This is a genomic window from Acinetobacter lactucae, from assembly GCF_013344765.1.
Classification (GTDB): Bacteria; Pseudomonadota; Gammaproteobacteria; order Pseudomonadales; family Moraxellaceae; genus Acinetobacter; species Acinetobacter lactucae_A.
This window is the reverse complement of the sequence record NZ_JABVBF010000023.1, coordinates 19,929-27,507: the sequence shown is the minus strand read 5'-3', so window position 1 is coordinate 27,507 and position 7,579 is coordinate 19,929. Positions and strand designations below refer to the sequence as shown.

Annotated in this window: 6 protein-coding genes; 2 read left to right on the top strand and 4 right to left on the bottom strand. The window is 38.4% G+C overall.

Annotation, left to right across the window (positions count from 1 at the left end):
- Positions 1-707: trehalose-phosphatase (otsB, locus tag HUN22_RS04420; RefSeq protein WP_174726667.1), on the top strand; the 707-nt coding region annotated here is incomplete at its 5' end.
- On the top strand, positions 695-2,128 hold the full coding sequence (locus HUN22_RS04415) for an alpha,alpha-trehalose-phosphate synthase (UDP-forming) (protein WP_174726666.1): 1,434 nt from the start codon (positions 695-697) through the stop codon (positions 2,126-2,128). The genes otsB and HUN22_RS04415, both read left to right, overlap by 13 nt.
- 69 nt (positions 2,129-2,197) lie before the next feature.
- On the opposite strand, the gene HUN22_RS04410 is transcribed toward HUN22_RS04415, so the two are convergent.
- From HUN22_RS04410 to HUN22_RS04395, 4 genes are all read right to left on the bottom strand, one after another.
- Complete coding sequence (locus tag HUN22_RS04410) at positions 2,198-3,391, bottom strand: MFS transporter (RefSeq protein WP_174726668.1); 1,194 nt, start codon at positions 3,389-3,391, stop codon at positions 2,198-2,200.
- A 289-nt stretch (positions 3,392-3,680) separates the two neighbouring features.
- A complete protein-coding gene (gene ftn, locus HUN22_RS04405; protein ID WP_001214863.1) occupies positions 3,681-4,145 on the bottom strand; it encodes a heteropolymeric bacterioferritin subunit Ftn in 465 nt (154 codons plus the stop codon).
- 252 nt (positions 4,146-4,397) lie between these two features.
- Positions 4,398-6,437, bottom strand: a complete 2,040-nt coding sequence (ligA, locus tag HUN22_RS04400) for an NAD-dependent DNA ligase LigA (protein WP_174726665.1) — start codon at positions 6,435-6,437, stop codon at positions 4,398-4,400.
- Positions 6,438-6,531: 94 nt separating this feature from the next.
- Positions 6,532-7,578, bottom strand: a complete 1,047-nt coding sequence (locus HUN22_RS04395) for a cell division protein ZipA C-terminal FtsZ-binding domain-containing protein (RefSeq protein ID WP_174726664.1) — start codon at positions 7,576-7,578, stop codon at positions 6,532-6,534.
- Position 7,579: the final 1 nt, after the last annotated feature.

The window sequence follows — 7,579 nt, the reverse complement described above, 5'->3', positions numbered from 1 at the left end:
ATCCTGAGCACAGCTTTATTCCAAACACTACATTAGAAATTATAAAAAAAATTATTCAATTAAATATTCCTGTTATTGCTGTAACAGGTCGTGATGTAGATACAGCTGGTAAGCTCTTACATCCCGTTAAAGCACCTATTGCAGGATTGCATGGTTTAGATATTTATTTTGATTCTGATAAGTATATTCGACCAGATTTAAGCCAGATTAATTTTAAAAAATTAAAACAAGACATTATAAAGTCTTGTGAAAGATATCCTGAATTATTAATTGAGGATAAAGGATATTCTATTGCTTTACATTATCGTAAAAAACCTGATTTAGAAAATCTTGCTATTAATATTATGCAAGATATTAATTCTGATTACCCCCAATTAAAATTAAATAAGGGTAAATTTGTTATTGAGTTAATTCCTAACCAAGCTGATAAAGGCAAAGCAATTGAAACTATATTAAATCATCTTAATTTACCTTCTGTATTACCAATTTTTATAGGCGATGATTTAACAGATGAATCGGGTTTTGTTTTTATTAATCAGCAGTCTGGCCTCACAATTAAGGTTGGCTCTGGTGAAACACAAGCTAAATATCGATTAAAAGATATTGATAATGTCGCGAACTTTCTTTCTTTATTTCAAAACAGAATAAAAAGCTTATATGTCAAAAATAGCCAAAATCAGAATGGAGAAAAATTATGTCTAAATTAATCGTATTATCGAACAGAATAAGTATGCCTTCAGGTAAAGCATCAGCGGGTGGTCTTGCTGTGGCTGTACAAGATGCTTTGAATGATAGCAATGGCATTTGGTTAGGTTGGAATGGTCAGCAAATTACCGATAGCGAAGCGCCAGAATTTGAGCAAGCTTATTCTCAAGGAATTGACTACATTACTTGTCCACTTACCCATCAGCAATACGCCCAATATTATTGCGGCTTTGCAAATAAGGTTCTCTGGCCAGCAATGCATGATCGAGATGACCTGATTGAATATGATGCTGAAGAATATAGTACCTATCAAAAGGTCAACCGTTTATTTGCGGAAAAGTTAAAACAACTTGCTCAGCCTGAAGATCTTATTTGGGTACACGATTATCACTTTTTTAGTGTTGCGCGTTACTGTCGTGAATTAGGCATGCAAAATAAAATTGGTTTCTTTTTACATATTCCATTTGCTAGCCTCAATATCTGGCGCAAAATTCCAGTTGGCCGAGAATTAATTCAAGACTTGAGTCAATACGATGTTATTGGTTTACAAACCCAGATTGATCAAAATGCATGTATGCAGACTTGTTTAAATTTACTCGAAGCTCAAAAAATTCAAAGTAATAGTATTAGCTATAAAAAACGTCAAATATTAATTAAGTCATACCCAATTGGTGTTCAGCCCGAAATTATACAAAAGCAAGCCCAACAAGATTTGGCGACCTCTTCTGTATTTAATTTTGAGGAAATTCCACGTCAAAAAACAATTATTGGGGTGGATCGTATTGATTACTCAAAAGGTTTACTCGAAAGATTTAATGCATTTGCAACCTTTTTGGAAACCAACCCTGAATATCATGGTCTAGTTCGACATCTTCAAGTGGCGATTCCTTCTCGTACCGATATTCCAACTTATCAACGCTTATACCAACGTTTTAAAACCAAGCTCGAGTTAATTAACGAAGAATTTGCACATGAAGACTGGCGACCTGTAGATTGCTGCTATGACACAGTTCAACACCATAATCTTATGCACATTTATCGTCATTCTGATATTTGCTGGATCAGTTCACTACGCGATGGCATGAACCTAGTTGCTAAAGAGTATATTGCCGCTCAAGATCCAGATAATCCGGGTGTGCTCATTTTATCTAAATACGCTGGTGCTGCTGAGCAGATGTCTCAAGCCTTGATTGTTGATCCTCAAGATAGAGCGGCAATGATGGATGCTTTAAAAATGGCTTTAGAAATGTCTAAAACTGAGCGTATTAATCGTTATGAACAATTGATAGAAGGATTAACGTCATCTGATCTTAGCAATTGGCGAAATAATTTCTTGGATGATTTAGAAAAGACACCAACTCTACTAATGAAGCCTCAGCGATTATTACAAGATAATTATCAATCGATCTATCAGGTTTTATAAATCCAAATAAAAGAACATCGAGAAATTAAATTTCTCGATGTTCAATATAGGATGTCTATTATTTATAAATTAATTTGTCTTTATTAATGTAAAGCGGTTAAGTAAAGCGATGACAAATAGCAATACACCTACGCCTGTTAGAACCGTACTTAAACCCGCCCATTCACCAATTAGACCGATTAAAGCTGGGCCGCTTAATGAACCTGTATAGGCAATTGTTGATACTAAGGAAAGTGCTGCTGCTTTAGGCATATTGTTTTGTCGACCAACACGAGAAAACATTACTGGTACAATATTAGAACACCCTAATCCTAAAATTGTATAGCCTAATACAACCACCTGCCATACTGGTGCTGTCACAATAATAGCCATACCAATACCTGCCCCAATTGCACTATAAGTCACAATATTTTTCTCACCCCATTGCTTAAGCAAGACATGACCTGCAAAACGACCAGTCGTCATGCTGAGCGCAAAGAAAGTATAAGCTAGTCCAGCAAAGGCAGGATTAAGTTGATATTTACTTGTTAAATAAATACCACCCCAATCCATAGCCGCACCTTCTGATAAAAAAGCAATAAAACACATCATGCCAATAAGCAGAATAATGCCATCGGGACGATAAAGCTTTTTCGGCGCCTGAGTTGTATCTTCATGTGGCTTTTCATCCTGTTCAAAAGAAGTTAAACAAGAAGGAATAGCAACACCACCAATAACAAGCAAAATCATAACGACTGATAAAGTACTCATTAAGGGTGAAAGCCCTAATGCCAATAGTGCTGTCACAAGCATAGCGCCCGTTAAGCCACCAAGACTACACATTCCATGGAAGCTAGACATGAGAGCTCGCAAGCTATGTTTTTCAACAACCACTGCTTGTAAATTGATAGCTACTCCAAGACATCCTGCTGCCGATCCAAAGATAAACAATGCTACAGCCATAGTCACAATGCTGCTCCACATCGTAAGGCTAGGCAATAAAACCATTAACAACATCAATGCCAAAGCAATTAACGCACGACATCCCCAGCGCTTGACTAAAGCACCGGTCGCAGGCATAGCAATCATTGACCCGATTCCCATACAAAGCAAAAGCAAACCAAAATCGGCATGATTTAGGTTTAAGCGTTGCTGTGCAAAAGGAATGAGTGGTGCCCAAGCTGCAGTCGCAAAACCTAAGCTAAAAAAACTTAGTCGTGTTGCAAGACGCTGTGTGCTTAGGAGAGTAGCTGTATCTAAAAGAGCAGGTTTGGTAAATAACATATTTCGCGAACTCACCATAAAATCATTGGCGATCCATACCAACCGATTTTCCATAGAAAAACCCTTGCCTCATTAAATTTCTAGGCAAGGGTTTTGTTGGCGAAATTATATCCAATTTCATAAAAAAAACAGGGGGTGTGATACAAATTTTCTGACTTTTTTGTAACTGCCAAAGCCTTATATAGTAAGGCTTTGAATATGTTCAATTTGACAAAATTAACATTTAAGCGATGAGCTAATTTTATTGACATCAGCCAATAAAAAACCCAGCCTTAGCTGGGTCCTTTTATTAAATTTGAGATTGAATATAATTTTGTAAGCCAATCAACTCAATTAAACGTAATTGCTTTTCTAACCAGTATGTATGGTCTTCTTCAGTATCTGATAATTGTTGACGTAACATATCACGGCTAATGTAATCGCCCTTCTCTTCGCAGAGTTTGATACCTGTCGCTAACTTTTCACGAACGTGATATTCAAGCGCTAAATCAGCTTTTAAACAAGATACAACGTCTGTACCAACATTGATATCTTCACGGTGCATGTTTGGTTTAGCACCTAAAAACAATACACGGCGAATGATCGCATCAGCATGAGAAGCTTCTTCTTGCATCTCATGATCAATACGTTCATAAATTTTATTTAGGCCCCAATCTTCATACATACGAGAATGGATTAGATATTGATCACGGGCAGCCAATTCTCCGCCAATGAGCATATTTAAATAGTCTATGACTTCTGGATTGCCACGCATAATAAATCTCCTATCGTATGAAGACTATTATGGGCAATCTTAAAAGTGATTGCAAAACAAAAATTCGTTAAGTTTATGATTTTTATCAAATTAAAATGAGAAACATACGCATTTACAGTTTAAGTTATTTAAATTTTCTCTGCAAAAAGAAACGCTTGTCTGATTTATAAGCTCAGACAAGCGTTAAAATATAGTTCAAACCATCAATTTATAAATTTGTAACTAAAATCAATGGTTCTTATTTCGGTAAATCTATTCGCTTAAAGTCTGCCCATAGCTTGCCATAAGTGATAAGAAATCCATCTCATTCATAACTGCAATACCAAGTTTTGCTGCTTTTTCTAATTTAGAACCCGCTTTCTCACCCGCAACAACGCATTTGGTTTTACTCGATACGCTACCACTTACACGTGCTCCTAATGCTTGCAGCATTTGAGTCGCCTGATCACGGGTCATTTGCTCTAATGTGCCCGTTAACACCCAGCTTTCGCCATTTAATGGCTGGCGTGTTGGAGCAGTCGGTGCATCCCAATGAATTCCTGCTGCAATTAAACGATCAAGCACTTCAATGTTGTGCGGCGCTAAGAAAAAGTCAGCAATCCATTCTGCGGTAATATCACCGACATCTGGGGTTTTCTTTAAAGCTTCAACATCAGCAGCTTTAAGCGCTTCCAAAGTTTGGAAAGTATTGGCTAACATCCGAGCTGTTGTTTCACCTACCCCACGAATTCCTAAAGCATAAATAAAACGCGCAAGAGTTGTCTTTTTACTGGCTTCAATCGCATCAATCAGATTTTGTACCGATTTCTCACCCATTTTTTCAATAACGAGTAAAGTTTCTCGGTGTTCATGCAAATGGTAAATATCAGCAACATCTTTGAGCAAATTGAGGTGTAATAAAGACTCTACCCAACGATCACCTAAACCTTCAATATCCAGAGCCTTACGTGACACAAAATGGCGAATGGCTTCAATACGCTGTGCAGCACAATAAAGACCACCAGAACAACGTGCTAAAGCTTCTCCTTCAGGCATCACAACTGGTGAAGCACAAACAGGACAGCTTTCTGGTAAATGTACAACTTCAGCATCAGGTGAGCGAAATTCCGGCCAAACTTTTTCTACTTTAGGAATAACATCGCCGGTACGATAAACACTAACCGTATCGCCAACACGTACATCAAGACGATGGATTTCACCAATGTTATGTAAGGTTACATTAGAAACCGTCACACCACCCACAAATACAGGGTTTAAACGTGCTACAGGGGTCAAAGTACCTGTACGCCCTACTTGCCAATCAATTTGATCAACCGTAGTTAATGCAGCTTGTGCAGGGAATTTATAGGCTGTTGCCCAACGTGGCTCACGACTTAAAAATCCAAGTTGTTGTTGTTGCTTTAAGTCATCAACCTTTACGACCATCCCATCAATTTCAACTTGTAAATCTGAACGTTCTTGCTGAATTTGCTCATAGCGCTGCTGTACTTCTTGAATTGAATTACATAGATATTGACGTTCAGCAATTTCAAATCCAAGTTTTGTAAGCCATTGCAGACTGTCATGCATGGTGGTTAAACCATGATTAGGTTCACACTGAGCGATGCCGTAAGCATAAAATGCTAAAGGTCGAGCCGCAGCAATATTTGGATCGAGCTGTCTTAAACTACCAGCTGCTGCATTACGCGGGTTCGCAAATGTTTTATCGCCTTTGGCTTCTTGGTCGGCATTGAGTTTTTCAAAGCCAGACTTTGGCATAAGTACTTCGCCGCGTACTTCTAACAAACGTGGAATTTCAAAGTGATCTGAATGCAACACTTTAGGCAAATTACGAATCGTTTTAACGTTCTGGGTAATGTCTTCTCCAGTTTCACCATCACCACGTGTAACGCCACGTACTAAGACACCATTTTCATACCAGAGTGAAATCGCAAGGCCATCAAGTTTTAATTCGACTTCATATTGTACTTTTTGATTAGGCAAACGCTCTTCAACACGGCGAGCAAATGCGAACAAGTCTTCCTGATTAAAAACATTCCCCAAAGAAAGCATCGGAACGACATGAGTCACACTTTGAAATTTAGAGAGTGCTTGTCCACCTACTTTTGTTGTTGGCGAATCTGGCTGAATAAGGTCAGGATATTGCTCTTCTAAAGCTTTTAACTGGTGGAATAAATGATCATATTCACTGTCCGAGATTGTCGGCTGATCCATGACATAGTAGGCATGGTTATGCTTTGCAATCAGTTGAATAAGCTGACGCATCTGTTCGATCACGGAAGTTGTTGCCATTATGTTATTCACCATAAAAAAGGGTGGAAATTTCTCCACCCTGAGCTGCGACTAGATATGTTGCAATTATCGCAACGAACGTAAAAAAATAAAACTAGGCAGTCGCCTGTGCCGGACGATAATCAATCACATGATGACGCCAGTGCTCTTTTAACTGTGGTGTAAATTCAAGATTATTCTCATCGTAAACTTTGCCATCAATTTCACGAGCAATTAAACCTGCAATACTCGCCATCATGTCAAAACCAGTCACGGCTTTACTGTTTGGAAGGGCTAGGAAAAATGCCAAACCTTGAACTTGTTCAGTAGATAGAGTTTCTAGATCAAACCCAGCTGGTCCATTGTCTGTCATACGCAATACCGAAAACATGAGTACACTCGGCTCATCGGTATTTTCATAACGATGGAAGCACGACATTTCGCCATAACGTAAACCGTATTTTAACAATACTTTAAGTGCCTTATCGCCAGACAACGCACGACGCGGGTTTGGATAAACATTTAGCGCAATAATCTGTTCAGCCATCGCTAATGCACTTTCATCATCATAGCGTTGCTGTTCATGTAAATGCACATCCAGAATATTGCTCTCGCCTTCAAACTCAGCAATTTCGGCAGTTTCAATATTCGGGTTTAAACTCAACTCGGGCTCAGCTTTTTCGCTTTCAGCTTCCAGATTTTCTTTTGCTAGAGCTTCAGCTTCTGGTTTCACAGAAACCGCATCAACCAACTCAACTGAACCATCAGTATTAGTAGCAGAGTTTGTTAATGTTTCTTCAGATTTAATGTCTTCTACAGAAGCATTTTCAACAACTGGTTGAATTTGTTCAGTTTGAATTGCTTTAGTGGGTTCTACGGTCTCAATTTCTGCGTGTTTTGTTTCAGGAACTTGTGAGGGTGCAGCTTCGCTTAAAGTTGGTTCTACTCGCTCAGCATTAGTCGCCGCTACAGACTCAGCTTCAGTTTTCTCAAGCTGATCTCTTACGTGCCTAGGTATAACCGGTTGATTACTATCAGGATTAATATGCAAATCACTATCTAATGAGGGTTCAGCATGGTTTGGCTTTTTTAAAATCATTTTTAAGCCGATTAGCATAATTATAATGGCAACAACGATGCCAATAATCGTATTGATTTCCATT

Bases quoted from the DNA above. Each gene is read 5' to 3' on its own strand.
- HUN22_RS04415 (WP_174726666.1), top strand. From the start codon at position 695: ATGTCTAAATTAATCGTATTATCGAACAGAATAAGTATGCCTTCAGGT.
- HUN22_RS04410 (WP_174726668.1), bottom strand. From the start codon at position 3,391: ATGTTATTTACCAAACCTGCTCTTTTAGATACAGCTACTCTCCTAAGC.
- ftn (WP_001214863.1), bottom strand. From the start codon at position 4,145: ATGCGTGGCAATCCAGAAGTCATAGACTATTTAAATATGCTCATTGGC.
- ligA (WP_174726665.1), bottom strand. From the start codon at position 6,437: ATGGCAACAACTTCCGTGATCGAACAGATGCGTCAGCTTATTCAACTG.
- HUN22_RS04395 (WP_174726664.1), bottom strand. From the start codon at position 7,578: ATGGAAATCAATACGATTATTGGCATCGTTGTTGCCATTATAATTATG.